We start from the raw sequence: 18,011 nt of genomic DNA, 5'->3' as shown, positions 1-18,011 counted from the left end.
GTTGTTACAGAATAAAAAATTAAAGATTATTTTTTAAAATTATAAATAAATTGACCAATTAAATTTTCTAAGATTAGTGCGGAATGAGTGGTTTTAATCCAATCATTATTTTTTAAATTGACTGATGCAAAACCCGGCATCAATTCAATATAATTCGCTCCGAATAATCCTTGAGTTAATATCGTCGCTGAGGTATCTGCGGGCAAGTTATTTATCTTTTTATTGATTTGCAGAACGACCAAAGCCTGAAAGTTGTTCCTGTCTAAGGTAATTTTCATTACTTGCCCTACAGTAACACCGGAAATCATTACCGGCGCACGAACCTTTAAACCACCGATGTTGTCAAACTCAGTTTTGATAACATAATAATTTTCTTCGCCTAGGGATTTTAATCCACTTGTTTTAAATGCCAAAGCTATTAACGCTAAAAACCCCGCAATCATAAAAAGGCCAACCATAAATTCAATCGTTCGATTACTCAAATTACCAGCCCCCCATCATCAGAGCCGTCAAAATAAAATCTAAAGCTAATACTATTGTGGACGAATAAACTACTGTTTTTGTCGTTGCTCGACTCATTCCCGCAGCATTCGGTTCTGAATAATATCCTTGATACAGCGCGATCCAAGTAATAATCAGTGCAAAAACCATACTCTTAATCACACCATTCAAAATATCGCCACGAAAACTTACTACCGCCTGCATGTTCGACCAAAAGAAATTATTGTTCAACCCAATCCAACCAACAACCACTAAATGACCACCATAAATAGACGTTAGATTAAATAAGAGTGTTAAAAGCGGTAAGGCAATTAATCCTGCCAAAAACCGCGGCGCAATTACCCGCCAAAGCGGATCCACTCCCATTGTTTCCATGCATTCCAATTGATCCGTAGCTCGCATAAGACCAATCTCAGCCGTTAAAGCCGAACCAGCACGACCAGCAAACAATAGAGCTGTGATAACAGGGCCTAATTCTCGAATGATGGTCAAGGCTAATAATTGTCCCAACTCCTGCAACGCGCCAAATTTTTGCAAAATATGATAGCCTTGCAAAGAGACAACCATCCCAATAAATAAAGCCGATAATAAAACAACAGCTAAAGACAGCACACCTACGCGATACAATTGAACAGCTAATAAAGGCCAAATTCTTAACCAACGCGGACGTTGCACGATTACTTGCAATAAAAAAAATCCCGATTGCCCGATACGCCGACAATACTCAATACCCAAGTGGCCCAAAGATTGAATTCGAACAATCACAACAATAAATCCTGGCGATAATCGGATGCAGGATAACGAAAGTGAACTGGACCATCTGCAAAACCATTCACGAATTGTCGGATTTGAGGGTCTTGCGCCGTTTTAATTACTTCAGAAGACCCGCTGCCAATAATCTTTCCACCGGCAATTACATAAATGTAATCTGAAATGGCGGTTACTTCCATAAAATCATGAGAAACGAGGACGCTAGTCATACCTAATGCTTTATTTAATTTACGAATTAATCTCAGCAAAATACCACGATTAATCGGGTCTTGCCCTGAAAAAGGCTCATCATACAACATTAATTCAGGATCGAGCATAATTGCTCGAGCTAAAGCCACTCGTTGAATCATCCCTCCAGACAATTGATTGACGAAGAGAGAAGTAGCCCCACGCAATCCCACTGACTCTAATTTCATTAAAACTAAATCTCGAATCATATCGTCCGGCAGATTAGTATGTTCACGCAAAGGGAAGGCCACATTTTCAAATACATTCAAATCTGTAAAAAGCGCTCCTTGCTGAAATAACACGCCCATTTTTCGGCGTAATTGATTTAATTTGGAACGGGATAGAGAAAGGCTGTTTATTCCATTAACCTCAAGACTTCCTTCAAAAGGCTTAATTTGCCCACTCAATAATCGCAATAAAGTTGTTTTACCACTTCCACTCGGCCCCATGATTGCCGTCACCTTCCCGCGGGCAATTTCGAAATTAATTTTGTTGAAGATGAGATTATTCTTTCTGGAATAACTTAAATTACGTGCAATAACAACACTCATAAACACCGTGATTCATGTTATAACTTTGCCTATAATACCGAAACTCATACAGTGATTCATTAGTATTTTTCTTATGGGCGACAGTGAGAAATTTTACACGCTTGGAAAAGCCGTCATTGCTACAGAATTGCGAGCAATCCAATTCTTACAAGAGCGCATTAACAAAGACTTTGCCACAGCATGTAAAACCATCCTAGCTTCCAAAGGACGGGTGGTTGTCTTAGGAATGGGCAAATCTGGGCACATTGCTCGAAAAATTTCCGCCACCCTTGCCAGCACAGGGACCCCTTCATTTTATGTTCACCCCGGAGAAGCCAGCCACGGCGATATTGGTATGATTACTGGAGAAGATGTCGCCCTGGCGATTTCTTATTCAGGCGAGACTCCTGAAATTATTAATATTCTTTCTACAATCAAAAGATTAGGCATCCCCCTTCTCACTTTCACGGGCAAACTTCAATCCAGTTTAGCCCGTACTGCTGATACGGTCATCGATGTCAGTGTTCAGCAAGAAGCGTGCCCCCTGGGGCTAGCACCTACTTCTAGTACTACGGCCACTTTAGTTATGGGAGATGCCTTAGCAATTGCACTTCTTGAAGCTCGGGGTTTCACGGCAAACGATTTCGCCCGGGTCCATCCGGGAGGCGCCTTAGGAAGACGCCTTTTGCTTCACATCGATGACCTTATGCATACTAAAGATCACATCCCGGCGGTAAAACCGGATTGTATGTTAGATGAGGCTTTGGTCGAAATTACTAAAAAGAGCTTGGGGATGACGGCTGTTATTGGCGACAATGGTCGTTTAGTAGGGGTTTTCACAGATGGCGATCTGCGTCGCACATTAGACAAAGGTTACGATATTCACCGGACACCAATCAAAGAAGTTATGTCTAAAAATGGGATTACTATTCGTCCGAAACTTTTAGCGGCCGAAGCACTCAAAGTTATGCATGAACATAAAATCACTTCACTTGTCGTTACCGATGAAGAGCGTTACCCCTTGGGTGTCATCCATATGCATGATCTTTTACGCGCGGGGGTTATTTAGGGCGCATGGAAGTAGTCTCACTCGATAAATTTCGGTACATCAAGCTCTTAATCCTTGATGTGGATGGAGTGCTCACGGATGGCCGGCTCTGGTATAGCACCGATGGAGAGGTGTTAAAAGTTTTTCATGTCCAAGATGGACTTGGAATCAAACGCTTGTTGCAGGCGGGTGTTGAGGTGGCGATTATAAGCAGTCGAGAAAATCAAGCCGTCTTTCGACGAGCGAAAGAGTTAGGCATTTCACACGTCTTTCAAGGTGAACGTGACAAGCGCATTCCTTATGAGGAATTGCTTTCTCAATTACAACTGGAGGAAAAAGAAGTGGCTTACGTGGGTGATGACTTGCCTGATTTGTCCATAATGCAGAGAGTCGGCTTAGCGATTGCGGTTGCCAATGCGGTACCCGCCGTTCATTCATCAGCGCATTGGAGTACGACAAAACGCGGTGGAGAAGGAGCTGTGCGTGAAGTTTGTGATTTAATTCTCCCTTCAAATCAGCCATGAATAAAAATGTCGGGTTTAGCTTAATTTTAATCGTTCTCGCTTGTCTTACAACGGCACTGATGTTCCCCAACTCCCTTCCTCACGAAAAGCTTCTAAAGCAACAATTAGACCATCAACCCAATACTTTTATGCGTGAGGTCGATTATTATCAATATGATGATCAGGGTGACTTACACAGCCATTTAGTTTCCCCCTTTATCGTTCACTTCCCCTATAAAAATTCTTCTCGTCTCACCTCGCCTCACTACCTTATTTACACTTCTCAACATGTGCCTTGGACTATTCATGCTGATCACGGTAAAAGCCAAAATGGAATTGAATGGATTTATTTGTGGGACCACGTAAAAATTCACGAACCCTCTCAAGCAATGGAAGTAGAAACTACAATTACCACCCAGGATATGACTATCTTTCCCCGTCGCTCTTTTGCTCAAACAGATCAACCTGTTACCATTGTTCGTCCCGACTCCTTGCTGAAAGCTACAGGCATGACCGCCGATCTAAAAAAAGGTCTCATTCATTTACTTTCACATTCTCGAGGTGTTTATGAAGCGAACGCCAACCACCCTAAAAAACGATAAAGAAATAATAGAGATTCTGAGAATAATGAATAGGCTTTATTACTCGGCATTCCGACTCTGACCTCGAGTCTCCTCTCTAGTGATCAATTTAAACCTTACCATGTCCGGGCTAGCGAGATCATTTACCAACGTTCCGATCACATCACTATTTACAAAGAGCATGTGTATACCCCCCCCAGGGGCCTACCCAATTTTTTAGAGACAAAATCGTCTATAACAATCCCCTTACAAATCGAATCGCTCGGATTCTCGTCATTGGTGGTCCCACCTCCATTATACACCACCCTTCCCAATACAGATAAAGCTCGCCTCTATGCAGAAGCTAATACGATCATTTATTATCCTCCCAAAGCTCAGGTGGTGTTAATTAAAAATGCTCGGGTAACTCAAAATCAAAATATCTTAACTGAGCCGCATATCTGGTATGATATTAAAAAAACAAACCGTGATTTCCATCAATCTGGGCGAAAAAAACACTACGACAATGGTGGTTGAACCGTAATAGCCATGCCAACTTTAAGCGCCAAACAATTACAAAAAAAATACAAATCGCGCCGAGTGGTGAAAGATGTTTCGCTATCCATCAGCAACCAGATTATAGGACTTTTGGGTCCCAATGGGGCAGGTAAAACTACGAGTTTTTACATGATGGTAGGTTTAGTTACCGCAGATAGCGGTGAGGTTTTCTTAGATCAGGAAAACATTAGCTTCTATCCTATGCATAAACGCGCCCGGTTGGGAATAGGTTATTTACCTCAAGAAACCTCTATTTTCAGAAAATTATCAGTAGCTAACAATATCATGGCTATCCTTGAGCTTCGTAAAGATTTATCCAAGCAGCAGCGCAAAGAGAAATGTGAATCTTTACTCCAAGAATTTCATGTTGAGCATTTGCGAGATATCCCAGGATACAGCTTATCAGGCGGAGAAAAACGCCGTGTGGAAATCGCACGTGCTTTAGCTATGGATCCTAAATTTATTTTACTCGACGAACCTTTCGCCGGTATTGACCCCATTTCGGTTCTTGATATCAAAAGAATTATTATTCATTTACGGGAACGTGGTATTGGAATTTTAATTACAGATCACAATGTTCGGGAAACACTGAATATTTGCGAGCGCGCCTATATTGTTAATGAAGGGAGTATTATCGCCACAGGAACGTCCCAGGAAATATTAAACAACCAAAGCGTACGCGAAGTTTATTTGGGAAATGAATTTGATTTATAGAATTATCTAAGAACCCAAATGATTTACAAAAAATTAAAATGTTAATAATAAAAAAGGAGGTGTACTATGCAAATTCAAATGACAGGTCATGGCTTACATATTTCACCAGCCTTACGTGGACTTACTGAAAAAAAATTAAAGCGATTACATCCCTGTTTTGATGAAATCACTAATATCCATATTACCTTTCATGTCAATAAAATTCGTCAGATTGCAGATGCCAATCTCCAATTACCGGGCAGCAAAATTAACGCTCAGGCGGAATCTGAGGATATGTATAAAACGGTCGACCTTTTAATCCAAAAATTGCAAATACAATTAGCAAAATACAAAGCTAAAAAAGGCGATCACCGATAATGTCACCCTATCCAAGCGCCGAAATGACTTCGGGGCTTTCTACTAACTGCACACCCACATCCTTACATGCCAATTTTCTTGTCATTGATAAATTAGGCGTTTTAATTATGGGTGAACCCAATATTGGCAAAAGCGAATTAACTCTCGCTTTGCTAGATCGTGGTCACCAAATGATTTGTGATGATATGGTTGATGTTGTCTACCAACATAATCAATTAATTGGTAATTGTCCTGCCGTTGCCTGCGGTTATATTTTAATTTCAGATGTTGGAATGCTCGATGTCTCTAAGCTCTTCGGAACCGATGCAATTATTTCTCACTATGAAATTAGTTTAATAATTACCTTAATCAAGCCTAAGGATAAACTTGAGATTGTGGATCCCCTTAATCCTGTCTGCGAAGAGGAAACAATTTTAGGAGTAATCCTCCCTAAAATAATACTTCCTGTTTATGCAGGAAGAAACTTGCCCCTTCTAATTGAAACGCTGGTACGCAATCAAGTCTTGAAAAAAGAAGGCTATGATTCCAGTGTTAATTTTAATAACGGTTTCAAATGAGAAAAAATAATGATCCGAAAAAACCTAAAAATTATTAATAAGCTAGGCTTACATGCTCGAGCTGCTATAAAACTCACTAATCTCGCCTCTCGTTACCAAAGCGAAACCTTAGTCCGTTACAACGATCGTGAAGTCAATGCCAAAAGTCTCATGTGCCTTATGGTGCTCGCCGTCAACTGCGGCTCCGAAATCGAGCTTACCGTCACCGGGGATGATGAGAAAGAATCTGCCGCAGCGATTGAAGAATTAATTAATAACAAGTTCGGTGAGGAAGAGTAAGCATTAACTACTTCCAGACAGGCACTGAAACTTTTATGAATGGATTTGGTCGGCACCCTATCCGAGCACATCATCCCAAGAGAGTACGTTATCCCGAGAGAGAGCACACATCACCCTCGAGAGAGAACACGTGATCCCGAGCGTCAGCGAGAGGAATCTCCTAAAATAGCACGTATTTGACGTGCTATTTTACACTGCGCGCGGGAAGAAGAATAAGAAGCGAATACATGAATCACTATTAATTTGATACAGGTGAAAGCTCTTATCTTACTCTAATTACTCTCGGTGCTTTTCTGGCAGCTCATCTATCGCTTTCATTCCTCCCTGTGTTTGCACTGCTTCATTAAGCGCATTATAGATCTGATGATCTTGTAAACGGCATCGTTGCTTACACCCCTCCAAAATTGAGAACGGTAATCATAAAGACGATTTCCCACACCCCGTAAGGAAGGCCATCCCTTAAGGAGGCCATCATTCGGATTACTGTAGCGAGCGGCCCAATAACCACATCTTCCCAGATGTGCATTTTCTGAATTTTGAATTAATCGCACTCCTAGCGTTAATAATGCCATATAAAATGCTGGAATTTGGTTATGGGCTATGGTTGATTGAAAATCTATCCTTCGTCTTTGAGCAAATCTCATAAGGGAATTACTCACACTAAGCAGTGGTATTAGCTGCTTAGAATTTAACCGATTACTAATTAGGATCCCTAATAATTGTTGATAAAAGCAAAAATTAACTCTGAGGATAAATTTATTAAAAGCTCGTTCTTCTGCTGAATGAAGCAGATCCTCTCTCTAACCCGCTTTTTTGCCTTGGTGTTTTCCCGAATTGCTAGCCTAAAGGGACAGAAGGTGATGCTTGCTCGAAGGTGATGCTTGCTCGAAGGTGATGCTTGCTCTTCTATCCGAAGATTAGGATAAAAATCTAAAACAAAACACCATAAATAAAATTGCAAGATCTGAATGCATTGATGATCACCACCTACTAAAGCCCAAGCAAATGACACCGGCGGTAATATAGGCCCCGCCCCCTATAAATGGGGGATGCGAATTAAATATTTATCTAAAGCTTCTTGTTCTTGAGGGCTAAGAGTTACTGCATGATTCTGAAACTTCCGCTGAACGCCAATACTTGCTGAAACTTTAATTCCACCTTGCATTCGATCAGAATCATGCTCAAGTTGACGTTCTCGTGCAGCAGCAACAACATTATCGTCTTTGTGATTATGAAAAAGCTTGTTAATCCCAATAAGCATTTGATATACAGCGATCACTGTCTCCAGTTTAATGATATTAGCTTTTTGATCACTTAATTGATTTATCTAAAGCTCTTGCGAATTCGCCAAGAATAGGATAATTCCTTAATTTTTCTTTTGACAGATCTGGAAATGATTTATCAACTCCAGGATCTGTAATATGACGATTAATTAATGTATAATTTATTTGATGACACACTTGCATAGGCTTCCAACTCCTCCACATCGAAAGCATAGCCATCTAAAATGAGGTAGTTTCCCAATGGGATATCCTCAATGGGAGTTTGATAATAAAAAGTTTCCGTATTTTTAATTGCTGGAATTTCTGACTTCCATTACACAAACAATCTGGAGCTTGCTTTACTTTTTCTAGATAAATTTGTTCTGCCAAGAAAACTATCCGTAATTTGTTGTCTAGTCTTCTCGAAGAATCAAGCGGAAACGTGCATATAAAACTTCGTCATCATCCGCTAAATTTTGATATTCTGGGGTCTCACAAAACGCTTTTAATGCGAAAATTTCTGGAGGCGCTCTCCAAGGATTCTTCTTCTCCAGCCCTTTTGGTGGTCATAGTGGGAAAGTAACTTTTGAAGCTCTGATTTTTTTCATTATCGGATCTCATCAGAGGGATATGATTTAGTGTAACAGAGAAAAGTTAAGGTTTTCTTATTGACGGCGTTATAAAATTTATTAAAAATTAATTAGTTAAAACAATTTTGGAGACAAAGAGAGGGGATTACGTGCCTAGCGGCACTAACTAATCCACCCTATTTTATGGAGATTAGAAGATCATTCCCCTGCGACGGTCATCTGCTCTATTAAGATTGATCCGGTCTTGATGCTGCTACGGGGATCGATATCGTTAGCGGCCACTTGGATTTGTTTAAACATTTCTTTCAAATTACCCGAAATAGTAATTTCTTCGACGGGATATTGAATTTCACCATTTTCAATCCAATAGCCAAAAGCCCCACGCGAATAATTTCCCGTTAATAAGTTAACACCTTGGCCCATCAAGTCCGTAACAAACAAGCCTGTTTGCATTTCTTTAAATAAATCGATTAAGTCCTTATCACCAGCGGTTATAAATAAATTAAAAACTCCTTCCGCGTTTCCCGTAGTCTTCATTCCTAATTTTCTTGCCGAGTATGCGTCTAAAATATAATTAGTTAACACTCCATTTTCTACATAATTTATTTTTCGAGTTTTAACGCCATTTTCATCAAAAGGTGCGCTGCCAATTTCGCCGGGCAAATGCGGCTCCTGATAAATAGTAATGAATTTAGGAAAGATCTGCTGATGTAATTGGCCACATAAAAAAGAAGCGTCACGGTATAAATTACTGCCTTGAATAGCCGAAATTAAGGATCGCCACATTCCTTTGGCCACAGGTGCATCAAAAATAATAGGACAGCGACGTGTCGTTATTTTTCTAGCTCCTAATCGACGAATTGTCTTTTCTGCTACGTGTTGAGCAATAAGATTAATTGGCAACAATTTATCGGAACTACGGGCCAAAGTGTAATCATGATCGCGCTGCATTTGGTTGTTTTGTTCAGCAACCAAACTGCAACTCATACTATGAATGGTCGAAGGATAGTGACCTAAAAATCCGTGAGAATTCGCATAAATTCTAAAAGAATCATACGTATTCACCGTAGCGCCATCGGAATTTTTGATTCGAGGATCATATTTTCGCGCAACGGTTTCACATTCTATGGCGAGTTCAATAGCTTCTTTAGGGGTAATTTGCCAGGGGTGATAAAGCGTCAAATTGGGATAATCCAAGGCCATGTCCGCGACGTCTGCTAATCCGGCATAGGGATCTTCCTGAGTAAATTGGGCAATAGTACAAGCTTTATCAAAAGCAGTTTCCATCGCTTCAAAAGATAAATCCGAAGTGCTCGCACTACCTGTACGTTGTTGATGATAAATTGTAATATCAAGAGAATTCTCACGATGATGCTCGACGGTTTCTACAGCCCCCAGACGAACATCTACTGAAAAACCCGTTTCGATACCTGCACTAATTTCAACTTGATCCACTCGCTTTTTTGCACGATCTAAAAGACGCAAGATATCGAATTGTAATTTTTCCTGATTGTTGGCCATGAAAATAAACAATAATTAATGCGTTTGAGTCCGTCGATCTTCCTTACAGATTTTGCTTGATGTTTTCAACGGAGAAGTTTTGACAGGAGCTTCCACTTCGGGGATATGAGTCAGAGCTAATTCAAATACTTGATCAATCCATTTTACGGGGTGGATTTTTAAACCATGAGTCACGATGGCCGGTATCTCCTTTAAATCTCGTTTATTGTCCTCAGGAATGATCACATGTTTTATATTACCTCGGAGCGCAGCTAACAATTTTTCTTTTAATCCTCCAATGGGAAGTACTTCACCACGCAAAGTGATTTCACCTGTCATAGCAATATCAGATCGTACGGGAATTCGCGTAATTGCTGAAACTAGAGCGGTGCACATCCCAATACCAGCACTTGGGCCATCTTTTGGTGTGGCGCCCTCAGGAACGTGAATATGAAAATCATGCACTTGGAAATAATCATCCGGAACACCCAATCCAGTTGAGCGACTCCGTACCACCGTAGTGGCTGCGTGAATTGACTCTTGCATGACATTTCCTAAGCGCCCGGTATGTAAGAATTTACCTTTTCCAGGGATTACTTGAGCTTCTATTGTTAAAAGCTCTCCTCCAAATTCTGTCCAAGCTAAACCGGTCACTTGCCCAATTTGGTCTTTTTCCTCAGCCAATCCAAAACGATAACGTTTTACACCTAAATATTTTCCTAAATTGCGGACGGTTATTTGACGCTGCTTGATGGGCTTTTCCTTTTTAGCTCGTTTTAATTTTTCTTTCGCTGTCAAAATTTCTTTAACGACTTTTCGACACAATTTTGCGATTTCTCTTTCCAGACCTCGAACCCCAGCTTCCCGCGTGTAATACCGAATAATTTCATAAATCGCACCATCAGAAATAAGCATTTCTTTTCGTTTTAATCCCGTTAACTCAAGCTGACGTGGAATTAAATAACGTTTAGCGATATTCAACTTTTCTTCTTCTGTATAGCCGGCTAGTCGAATGACTTCCATCCTGTCTAACAATGGCGGGAGGATATTAAGAGAATTTGCTGTGGCAATGAACATAACATCCAAAAGATCATAATCCACTTCCAGATAATGGTCGCTAAAAGCGTGGTTTTGTTCCGGATCCAGAACTTCTAAAAGAGCAGCGGCAGGATCGCCTCTAAAATCCGATGCCATTTTATCTACTTCATCTAGCATGAATAATGGATTTCGAACACCAGCTTTTGCCATCTTTTGAATGATCTTTCCAGGAAGAGCGCCAATATAAGTTCGACGATGGCCACGAATTTCAGCTTCATCTCGGATACCTCCTAAGGAAATGCGAACAAATTTACGGCCTGTCGCATTTGCGATTGATTGTCCTAATGAAGTTTTACCTACTCCAGGCGGTCCAACTAAGCATAAAATAGGGCCTTTTAATTTTCGCACGCGCTGTTGTACGGCTAAATATTCCAAAATTCGTTGTTTAACTTCTTCTAATCCATAATGATCTGCTTCTAAAATTTCTTCGGCGAGCTTCAAATCTTTGCTGATTTTGGTGCGCTTTTTCCAAGGAACTTGAAGCAACCAATCCAGATAATTGCGGCTAACCGTAGCTTCCGCCGACATCGGCGGCATCATTTTTAATTTATTCAATTCAGCCACTGCCTTTTCTCTAGCTTCTAAAGGCATCCCAGCTTTTTCAATCTTTTCGAGCAATTGGTGTTGCTCATCAACAGGGCTACCTTCTTCTAATTCACCTAACTCTTGTTGAATGGCTTTTATTTTTTCACTTAAGTAATACTGGCGCTGACTTTTTTCCACCTGTTGCCGAACTCGGCCTTGAACTCGTTTTTCAACTTCAACTAAATCCAATTCTTGAGCTAAAACTTTTTGTAAAACTTCCAATCGTTCTTTAACAGAGAGAATTTCGAGAATCTTTTGACGGGAATCTAATTTAATTGTCATGTGGGCTGCAATACTGTCAGCCAAACGGCCAGGATCATCAATACTTGCTAAAGAGGGCAAAAGTTCCGGAGGAATTTTTTTACTTATTTTTACTAATTGCTCAAATTGATCAAGGACGGCACGAGCCAACGCTTGCAGCTCCGTTTTATCGCCGCCTTCTGTGCCTTCTTCTTGTAAGAGTTTAATTTCAACCTGTAGATAATTTTCTTTTTTTTCTAAATGAATGAGTCTAGTCCGCTCTGAGCCTTCCACTAACACTTTAACAGTACCATCCGGCAATTGTAATAATTGCAAGACAGTAGCAATCGTTCCTATTTCATAAAGATCTTTTTGCCCCGGCGAGTCATTATTAGCATCCTTTTGGGCGACTAGAAAAACCCGCTTATCCTGCGACATGGCCATTTTCAACGCTTTGACCGATTCAGCCCGACCCACAAATAAAGGAATCACCATATGGGGGAATACCACGACATCACGCAATGGTAATAATGGTAATTCCAATTTCTCGACTGCTGCTTCTACCATGTCGTATCCCTTATTATTCTTGAGCCACCTTACGAGGAATTTTTTCTTTATCACAAATAAATAACGGCGGCGAAGTTTGATTAATAACACCTCCATCGATTACGACTTTCTTCAAACCAACGACGGTTGGAAGCTCGTACATCAAATCCAGTAGAGTGTGTTCAACAATGGAGCGTAATCCACGCGCCCCTGTTTTTCGCTGAATCGCTCGCTTAGCAATTTGCCGCAAAGCATCTTTACGAAAATCAATTTGCACACTCTCCAATTCAAACAATTTATGATACTGCTTAGCCAACGCATTTTTCGGTTCTGTTAAAATACGAATTAAAGCATCTTCATTCAATTCTTCCAAAGTGGCGATAACAGGCAGCCGTCCAACAAATTCCGGAATTAAACCAAATTTAATTAAATCCTCCGGTTCCGTTTGCTTAATTAATTCTGAAGTATTTGTGGAATCGTCTTTCGAACGTACCTCCGCAGCAAAACCAATACCACTTTTATCCGTACGATGCTGAATAATTTTATGCAAATCAACAAATGCTCCTCCGCAAATGAATAAAATGTTGGACGTATCTACTCGCAAATATTCTTGCTGCGGATGTTTTCGGCCACCTTGAGGAGGAATAGAAGCAACCGTACCTTCGATTAATTTCAATAAAGCTTGCTGCACTCCTTCGCCCGAAACATCGCGAGTCAATGAGGGACTATCTGTTTTACGAGCAATTTTATCGATTTCGTCAATATAAATAATCCCCGTTTTTGCTTTTTCGACATCGTAATTGCATTTTTGTAATAGTTTTTGAACAATATTTTCAACGTCCTCGCCCACATATCCCGCTTCGGTCAATGTAGTTGCATCTGCAATAGCAAAAGGAACATTTAATATTTTAGCTAATGTTTGCGCTAATAAAGTTTTTCCGGAACCAGTTGGACCAATCAAAAGAATATTACTTTTGTTAATTTCAACACCATCGTCCTTTTTAGTGTGCGAACTCAATCGTTTGTAATGATTGTACACGGCAACAGCTAATACTTTCTTAGCGAAGTCTTGACCAACGACGTATTCATCCAATAATCGATGAATTTCTGATGGTGTTGGAAGTTTTTTCTGAACCTCAACAGCATGAGCAATTTCTTCTTCACGAATGATGTCATTACATAAATCTACGCATTCGTTACATACGAAAACAGCGGGACCTGCGATTAATTTGCGAACTTGATGCTGACTTTTGCCACAGAACGAACAATATAAAACTTGTGGTTTTTCTTCACTCATTTACTTACCTCACTACCTCTTCTGAAAATGGGGATCAAAATTACTTATTTCAATGCTAGGGTCGTTCTGTCACTATCGAATCAATTAAGCCATACTCCAAAGCCTCTTCCGGCGTTAAGAAATAATCGCGGTTCGTGTCTCTTTCAATTTTCTCGAAACTTTTTCCCGTATGTTTGGCCAAAATTTCCGTCAGCTGGTCACTGACTCGCTTGGTTTGTTTGGCATGAATTTGAATGTCAGTACCTTGACCTTGATATCCGCCTAATACCTGGTGAATCATCACCAAAGAATTCGGCAAGCATTGTCTTTTTCCATGAGCCCCTGAGGCAAGAAGCAAGGCACCAGCACTGGCGGCTTGTCCAAAACATAAAGTACGTACATCAGGTTTTACAAATTGCATGGTGTCATAAATTGCCATTGCTGAACTCACCGAACCTCCAGGAGAATTTATATAAAGATTGATTTCCTTAAAGGGATTTTCCGATTCTAAAAAAAGCATTTGTGCGATGGCTAAATTGGCCATGTGATCTTCAATCTGGTCAATTAGAAAAATAATTCGTTCCTTTAGAAGACGTGAATAGATATCATAAGCTCGTTCGCCTCGCGACGTTTGCTCAACCACCATGGGAATTAAGACACTCATCATCAATCACCTTGTTGTGCTTGTTGGACTGCTTCCTCATAAGTTACGTCTCGTTCTTCAACTTCAAGCTGGTTCAATAGCACCGCTACTGCTTGATCTTCGAGAACAACCGATTCGACCTCGGCAAGCATCTTTTTATTATAATACCAGGAAACCACTTCCTCGGGCTTGGGATAAGCAGCTGCTATTTCCTCAATCCGTGACCTGATTTGCGCAGAGTCTGCCTGGATATCGTGTTGTTTGATTACTTCACCAAGCAATAAACCTAATACCACGCGTTTTTTTGCTCGCTCAAGGTAAGGCTCCCGTGGCAGTTCTAATTTTTTGGCTTCGTCGGTTTTGCCCATCTGGCTTGCAATTTGTTGACGAGTCATATTTTGGAGGTGCTCAATTTCTGCCTCAACCAACACTTCGGGTACCTCAATGGGATTACGCTCAACCAATTTATCTAAGACCGTCATTTTCAAGTTATTTTCAGCGTAACGGTGAACTTCTTTTTCGATATTTTCCTTCACCTTTGCTCGGAGCGCCTCTACACCCCCCTCTTTAATACCGAGCTTTTCGACGAACTTATCATCGAAGGTGGGAAGTTCAGGCTCTAACACTTTATGCAGCTTTATCATAAAGGTAGCTGCTTTACCTGCCAGATTTTCGCTTGGGTATTCCGTCGGAAAAGTGACGTCGATGGCTTTGGTCTCGCCCGGCTTTATTCCTTCAATTCCTTCTTCAAAGCCAGGAATCATGCGATGGGAACCCAGCTCTAATGGAAACTCTTTAGCACTTCTGCCTTCAAAGGCTTTACCATCAAGAGTGCCCTCAAAATCGATGATAACCCGGTCTCCAGATTTTGCTGCTCGATCCGCTTCTTTCCATTCGGCGGACTGAGTACGCAATGATTCAATCATGTTAGCCACGTCCTTTTCGGACACGTTTATGTTTAACCGTTCTATCTTTTCACCTTCGAGCGTATTGAGGGTAATTTCGGGATAAATTTCATAATTAACGACATATTTAAGAGGCTGTCCTCGTAATACTTGTCCGAGCTCCACTTTAGGCTTACCAGCAATGTGTAAGTGATTTTCTTCAACAGCCCTCCTCAGAGTATCTACAACAAGCTCCCCCACTACCTCTTGGAGAATAGACTTGCCAAGCCGCCGCTCCACGTTCTTAAGAGGCGCTTTTCCGGGTCGAAATTTAGGCAATTTTGCCGTTTGGGTAACCTTTTTAAGCCTGCTTTGATAAGCTTTCTCGATATCTTCGGCTGGGACTGTGACCGTCAAACGCTGTTTCAATCCCCCAACCTTTTCTATTGATGACATAAAACCTTTGCCTATTTTCTTCTCGAACCTGTCTTGAAATTCTACTATGAGGAGCTAAGTCTCGTCGATTTTTAGCAAGGCCTTACTCAACCAGACAATTTTAAGAGAGGTTCAGTGGTGCGAGAGGAGAGACTCGAACTCTCACAGGGATTACCTACTGGAACCTAAATCCAACGCGTCTACCAATTCCGCCACTCTCGCAGTAATTTCATATAGTTAAGGGGGCATATTGAACACTAAATACCATAGCCACTCAAGCCCCTTGGCAAAAATAATCCAATGCTAGATTTTGGCATTTATACTTTATATAAGCCAAATCGAACATCCTAGCGGAGTTTCACATGCGCCAAAAGAGCCTATAATCCAACACTTTTAAGTTTATTATAGCCTTGCTTATTCCCTTATTAGGCTTCGCCGAAGGTAACAATTATAACCCAAGTCACGGACGGTTATGGCTTCCTTTAAGCCGTGCTCATCAAAACTCCGCAAAGTGACCTTCTATGTTAGTGTTTATGGCTATTTGGAATCTGTCAAAGCGAATGATGCCAAAATGGAAACGCTCCACCAACTTAATCAAATCATCGGACATAAACAAGCCATGCCATCAACGGATGGGCTTAACATCAAGTATTACCCTTCTTCGGCCCTCAATGGAAACAGTGGAAAGATTGCAGAAGTCGGAGGAGTGTCCCCATCAGTTATTATTCATGCTCTTCAGCTAACTGTCCTTTTCCTAGCCTTTAACTTTAAATATTACGGAAATAAAATTCCCTTCAACAATGGGCCCTCGCCGCTCACGATAAATCCCCGTTTTCAATCCGACTGTCCCAGCATCTCAGGGAATGAAGGAAAAGTCCGTCGGATCGGCCGATATTACCTTCAGTTATTATCCTCAATCTCATTTTTCCTCTAATGGGGAGAAATTACAGCGAGTAAGTGATGTTGTTATTACTTACTATCCCAAAAATAGCTTCCAAGGAAAGGGCAGACAGTTGGAAAGCTTCGATGGGAACTAGATTACCGCAGTCACGTCGACTTTAGGCTTGCAGGTGCCTATCCACTTACTCTCGTTCTCTAAGTCGAATAGAAATTTAATGCTGTGAATGCCAATATCTAGAGCACGCTGAATAGCCTTTCCGATAAGTTCCTTATTGGAACGGACGGGCGTCTTATCCCACGGATAATAGTGAGTATCAAACCTACTTTAATAATCTCACTTGGCTTTTGAAAGCCTTTTGAAAAGCGATAACTGTACAAACTGGCTAAGGTAAAAATAATAAAACTTTCCATTTCTGTGGCAACAAATACGCCACCTTTTCTTAATTGCTCCATATGGCTCCACATTTCCTCTTAATTAAGAAGCGCTAAACTGACGCGCATAAAAAGAATCCTTGCTATGGACAATACCGGCGGCATAGATATACTTTTCTAAATCTAATTCTTTAGTAGTCTTAGCCTTATCTGCCTTTTCTTAATTTAAGTGGAACAGGCCAATTTCAGTTTTAGGCATTAGTATTCCTTGCTTGAACCTTCCCTTCTAACGGGAAGGATAATTTAATAATACACCGATTGGCTATAATTATTTAGGTTCTCTATTGAAAGTAAAAAAGAAGAGACGATGCGTCAATCGTTACTCAGGAAGATTGGGATAACCATTTTAGGAATCGGTTTTGCTTGGCAGATTTGGGGAGCCACTTGCCCCCACCAATTTACAGCAAAATAGCAAAAGCTATTGGACTTCTAATAATTCCCCCCCCGTTTGAAAATCTTATCAGCCCACTCCTTTAAACGTAATTTTAGAAGCAAAAAATTTTGGAGGAGCTGTATATTCTCCTGCCAAAAAGCGCATTGCCTGCATCTACCTGCATCTATAAAGCAAGCGATGGTCAATGGGTAGTTTTACTATCCAGTGTTTATTATCCTTTTAATATTGAATTAATATTGAAGACTTAAAAAACACCACCTGGGAATATAATACCATCCTACAAGATCACAGTTGCGGTCTCCCCAAGCAAACACTAGTGAACTGTCAATTCACCATCAGAAATAATTAAATAGCATTTATCGCAGCATTTATCGCGCATGAGCAGCACAAAATAAAGCAATGCGATGACCAATAATAGCGGCCCCGCGCGATTAGCTGACAAACACTTCCATAAGGGTTATTACTCGGTGCCGGAATAAGAACTTCTAAAATCTGACTTGCCATAATTCGGTTATTTTTGAACTTTTAATTAACGAAGCTTGAACGGTTAACCGAACCTGACTAATTAGGAAAGAAAAATTCTTGTTGCAATTTCAATAAAAGAGTGTCAAAATAATGTT

Annotated in this window: 19 protein-coding genes and 1 tRNA gene; 9 read left to right on the top strand and 11 right to left on the bottom strand. The window is 40.6% G+C overall.

Annotated elements, in window-relative coordinates; translation table 11 throughout:
* Positions 1-26: 26 nt before the first annotated feature.
* Genes mlaD through CleRt_RS03385 form a run of 3 tightly spaced genes read right to left on the bottom strand, consistent with a single transcriptional unit; the run spans position 27 to position 2,051 of the window.
* Positions 27-482, bottom strand: coding sequence for an outer membrane lipid asymmetry maintenance protein MlaD (gene mlaD, locus CleRt_RS03395; protein WP_157870820.1), 456 nt, complete (start codon positions 480-482; stop codon positions 27-29).
* Position 483: 1 nt separating this feature from the next.
* A complete protein-coding gene (gene mlaE, locus CleRt_RS03390) occupies positions 484-1,266 on the bottom strand; it encodes a lipid asymmetry maintenance ABC transporter permease subunit MlaE (protein WP_048875093.1) in 783 nt (260 codons plus the stop codon).
* Positions 1,263-2,051, bottom strand: a complete 789-nt coding sequence (locus CleRt_RS03385) for an ATP-binding cassette domain-containing protein (protein ID WP_048875092.1) — start codon at positions 2,049-2,051, stop codon at positions 1,263-1,265. The genes mlaE and CleRt_RS03385 overlap by 4 nt, the downstream gene beginning before the upstream one ends.
* A 73-nt stretch (positions 2,052-2,124) precedes the next feature.
* Between CleRt_RS03385 and CleRt_RS03380 the strand changes: the two genes are divergently transcribed.
* The 8 genes from CleRt_RS03380 (at position 2,125) to CleRt_RS03345 (ending at position 6,606) form a co-directional block, all read left to right on the top strand.
* A complete protein-coding gene (locus CleRt_RS03380) occupies positions 2,125-3,099 on the top strand; it encodes a KpsF/GutQ family sugar-phosphate isomerase (RefSeq protein ID WP_048875091.1) in 975 nt (324 codons plus the stop codon).
* A 5-nt stretch (positions 3,100-3,104) separates the two neighbouring features.
* Positions 3,105-3,602 (top strand): KdsC family phosphatase, encoded by a 498-nt coding sequence (locus CleRt_RS03375; RefSeq protein WP_048875090.1) that lies wholly within the window; start codon positions 3,105-3,107, stop codon positions 3,600-3,602.
* The gene (lptC, locus tag CleRt_RS03370) at positions 3,599-4,183 is read left to right on the top strand and encodes an LPS export ABC transporter periplasmic protein LptC (RefSeq protein ID WP_048875089.1); all 585 of its coding nucleotides are present in this window, start codon (positions 3,599-3,601) and stop codon (positions 4,181-4,183) included. Before CleRt_RS03375 ends, lptC begins: the two co-directional genes overlap by 4 nt.
* Before the next feature lie 258 nt (positions 4,184-4,441).
* On the top strand, positions 4,442-4,678 hold the full coding sequence (locus tag CleRt_RS11595; RefSeq protein ID WP_235379170.1) for an LptA/OstA family protein: 237 nt from the start codon (positions 4,442-4,444) through the stop codon (positions 4,676-4,678).
* A 12-nt stretch (positions 4,679-4,690) separates the two neighbouring features.
* Positions 4,691-5,413 (top strand): LPS export ABC transporter ATP-binding protein, encoded by a 723-nt coding sequence (lptB, locus tag CleRt_RS03360; protein ID WP_048875088.1) that lies wholly within the window; start codon positions 4,691-4,693, stop codon positions 5,411-5,413.
* A gap of 66 nt (positions 5,414-5,479) precedes the next feature.
* On the top strand, positions 5,480-5,770 hold the full coding sequence (hpf, locus tag CleRt_RS03355; protein ID WP_048875087.1) for a ribosome hibernation-promoting factor, HPF/YfiA family: 291 nt from the start codon (positions 5,480-5,482) through the stop codon (positions 5,768-5,770).
* Positions 5,770-6,327, top strand: a complete 558-nt coding sequence (locus CleRt_RS03350; protein ID WP_235379169.1) for an HPr kinase/phosphorylase — start codon at positions 5,770-5,772, stop codon at positions 6,325-6,327. The genes hpf and CleRt_RS03350 overlap by 1 nt, the downstream gene beginning before the upstream one ends.
* Positions 6,328-6,336: 9 nt before the next feature.
* On the top strand, positions 6,337-6,606 hold the full coding sequence (locus CleRt_RS03345) for an HPr family phosphocarrier protein (RefSeq protein ID WP_048875086.1): 270 nt from the start codon (positions 6,337-6,339) through the stop codon (positions 6,604-6,606).
* A 388-nt stretch (positions 6,607-6,994) separates the two neighbouring features.
* On the opposite strand, the gene CleRt_RS09975 is transcribed toward CleRt_RS03345, so the two are convergent.
* From CleRt_RS09975 to CleRt_RS03310, 8 genes are all read right to left on the bottom strand, one after another.
* Entirely contained in the window at positions 6,995-7,132 is a 138-nt protein-coding gene (locus CleRt_RS09975; RefSeq protein WP_157870819.1) for a hypothetical protein, read from the bottom strand.
* 510 nt (positions 7,133-7,642) lie between these two features.
* Positions 7,643-7,867 carry a hypothetical protein gene (locus tag CleRt_RS03340; RefSeq protein WP_157870818.1) on the bottom strand — a complete coding sequence of 75 codons (225 nt, stop codon included), beginning with the start codon at positions 7,865-7,867 and terminating at the stop codon, positions 7,643-7,645.
* Between the two features lie 789 nt (positions 7,868-8,656).
* Positions 8,657-9,991, bottom strand: coding sequence for a metalloprotease PmbA (gene pmbA / locus CleRt_RS03335; RefSeq protein WP_235379168.1), 1,335 nt, complete (start codon positions 9,989-9,991; stop codon positions 8,657-8,659).
* Between the two features lie 3 nt (positions 9,992-9,994).
* Positions 9,995-12,448, bottom strand: a complete 2,454-nt coding sequence (gene lon, locus CleRt_RS03330) for an endopeptidase La (protein ID WP_048875084.1) — start codon at positions 12,446-12,448, stop codon at positions 9,995-9,997.
* A gap of 13 nt (positions 12,449-12,461) precedes the next feature.
* Complete coding sequence (gene clpX, locus CleRt_RS03325) at positions 12,462-13,724, bottom strand: ATP-dependent Clp protease ATP-binding subunit ClpX (RefSeq protein WP_048875083.1); 1,263 nt, start codon at positions 13,722-13,724, stop codon at positions 12,462-12,464.
* A gap of 55 nt (positions 13,725-13,779) precedes the next feature.
* Complete coding sequence (clpP, locus tag CleRt_RS03320) at positions 13,780-14,367, bottom strand: ATP-dependent Clp endopeptidase proteolytic subunit ClpP (RefSeq protein WP_048875772.1); 588 nt, start codon at positions 14,365-14,367, stop codon at positions 13,780-13,782.
* A 2-nt stretch (positions 14,368-14,369) separates the two neighbouring features.
* Entirely contained in the window at positions 14,370-15,701 is a 1,332-nt protein-coding gene (gene tig / locus CleRt_RS03315) for a trigger factor (RefSeq protein WP_306686815.1), read from the bottom strand.
* A gap of 100 nt (positions 15,702-15,801) precedes the next feature.
* Positions 15,802-15,887 (bottom strand) — tRNA-Leu (locus tag CleRt_RS03310).
* Positions 15,888-16,176: 289 nt separating this feature from the next.
* Here CleRt_RS03310 and CleRt_RS03305 point away from each other — a divergent pair.
* Positions 16,177-16,599: a hypothetical protein gene (locus CleRt_RS03305; RefSeq protein WP_162198813.1), complete on the top strand. Its 423-nt coding sequence runs from the start codon at positions 16,177-16,179 to the stop codon at positions 16,597-16,599.
* The last annotated feature ends 1,412 nt before the right edge of the window (positions 16,600-18,011 follow it).

This window comes from Candidatus Coxiella mudrowiae, assembly GCA_001077715.1.
Classification (GTDB): Bacteria; Pseudomonadota; Gammaproteobacteria; order Coxiellales; family Coxiellaceae; genus Coxiella; species Coxiella mudrowiae.
Note: the sequence above shows the minus strand (reverse complement) of the source record. Positions and strands in the feature narration are given on the sequence as shown.

What these genes read in the sequence shown, in the direction of transcription:
- lptB (WP_048875088.1), top strand. Translation starts at nt 4,691, where the DNA reads ATGCCAACTTTAAGCGCCAAACAATTACAAAAAAAATACAAATCGCGC.
- hpf (WP_048875087.1), top strand. Translation starts at nt 5,480, where the DNA reads ATGCAAATTCAAATGACAGGTCATGGCTTACATATTTCACCAGCCTTA.
- CleRt_RS03375 (WP_048875090.1), top strand. Translation starts at nt 3,105, where the DNA reads ATGGAAGTAGTCTCACTCGATAAATTTCGGTACATCAAGCTCTTAATC.
- lon (WP_048875084.1), bottom strand. Translation starts at nt 12,448, where the DNA reads ATGGTAGAAGCAGCAGTCGAGAAATTGGAATTACCATTATTACCATTG.
- CleRt_RS03340 (WP_157870818.1), bottom strand. Translation starts at nt 7,867, where the DNA reads ATGCTTATTGGGATTAACAAGCTTTTTCATAATCACAAAGACGATAAT.
- CleRt_RS03350 (WP_235379169.1), top strand. Translation starts at nt 5,770, where the DNA reads ATGTCACCCTATCCAAGCGCCGAAATGACTTCGGGGCTTTCTACTAAC.
- clpX (WP_048875083.1), bottom strand. Translation starts at nt 13,724, where the DNA reads ATGAGTGAAGAAAAACCACAAGTTTTATATTGTTCGTTCTGTGGCAAA.
- clpP (WP_048875772.1), bottom strand. Translation starts at nt 14,367, where the DNA reads ATGAGTGTCTTAATTCCCATGGTGGTTGAGCAAACGTCGCGAGGCGAA.
- CleRt_RS03385 (WP_048875092.1), bottom strand. Translation starts at nt 2,051, where the DNA reads ATGAGTGTTGTTATTGCACGTAATTTAAGTTATTCCAGAAAGAATAAT.
- CleRt_RS03345 (WP_048875086.1), top strand. Translation starts at nt 6,337, where the DNA reads ATGATCCGAAAAAACCTAAAAATTATTAATAAGCTAGGCTTACATGCT.
- CleRt_RS03380 (WP_048875091.1), top strand. Translation starts at nt 2,125, where the DNA reads ATGGGCGACAGTGAGAAATTTTACACGCTTGGAAAAGCCGTCATTGCT.
- CleRt_RS09975 (WP_157870819.1), bottom strand. Translation starts at nt 7,132, where the DNA reads ATGCACATCTGGGAAGATGTGGTTATTGGGCCGCTCGCTACAGTAATC.
- lptC (WP_048875089.1), top strand. Translation starts at nt 3,599, where the DNA reads ATGAATAAAAATGTCGGGTTTAGCTTAATTTTAATCGTTCTCGCTTGT.